Raw genomic sequence first — 772 nt, 5'->3', positions numbered from 1 at the left:
GTGAACTTGACGGTGTGGTCGTCGACTTTATCGATCTTGGTGATGTTGGTGTCCATCCCCATGTCGGTGAAGTACGGGAATTCGGTCGGGTACGCCTTACGGAACGGGTCGTCCTTGTTGATCATGCGGTTGAAAGTAAACAGCACGTCGTCGGCGTTGAATTCACGAGTCGGCTTGAAATACGGGGTGGTGTGGAACTTGACGCCTTCACGCAGGTGGAAGGTGTAGGTCAGGCCATCATCGGAAATGTCCCACTTGGTCGCCAGGCCAGGAATCACGGCGGTGCCGCCGCGCTCGAACTGGGTCAGGCGGTTGAACATGGTTTCGGCTGAGGCGTCGAAGTCGGTTCCGGTGGTGTACTGGCCTGGATCAAAACCGGCCGGGCTCCCTTCGGAGCAGAACACCAGGTTAGTCGCAGCGGTGGCGAAAGGTGCGGAGGCTAACAAGCCTGCGCCGACTAGAAACGGAATGACCGCGTGTTTAAGCATGTTGGCCTCATGATTTGTTGTCATTTTTTAGTTGTGAGGTACGACCTCGTGAGTCGTGCCTGCGGATACTTATGCAGGCCCCATACCCAATGCAAGATCCAGAGCGGTCGGCGGCGTTAAACGGTGGCACGAACGTACCTTAATGTCGCATCCGTATAACTTTTGACGCATTTGACCGTTTGCGGGTGGTTTTTGCGGTGCATTCGGGGCACTGAAATGGTGCGCTGGAGGTGTCGGGTGCGCTTGGGTGGGGCTTGGTGTTACTTATTTATACCCTTGGGGAT

At 55.7% G+C, this 772-nt stretch carries 1 protein-coding gene; it reads right to left on the bottom strand.

What is annotated here, in order from left to right:
* Positions 1-488: ABC transporter substrate-binding protein (locus D6877_RS23110; RefSeq protein WP_241662944.1), on the bottom strand; the 488-nt coding region annotated here is incomplete at its 3' end.
* Positions 489-772 lie beyond the last annotated feature (284 nt).

The organism is Pseudomonas sp. Sample_9 (assembly GCF_004307535.1).
GTDB classification, from domain to species: Bacteria; Pseudomonadota; Gammaproteobacteria; order Pseudomonadales; family Pseudomonadaceae; genus Aquipseudomonas; species Aquipseudomonas mercuritolerans.
This window is presented reverse-complemented; position numbering and strand designations above follow the sequence as displayed.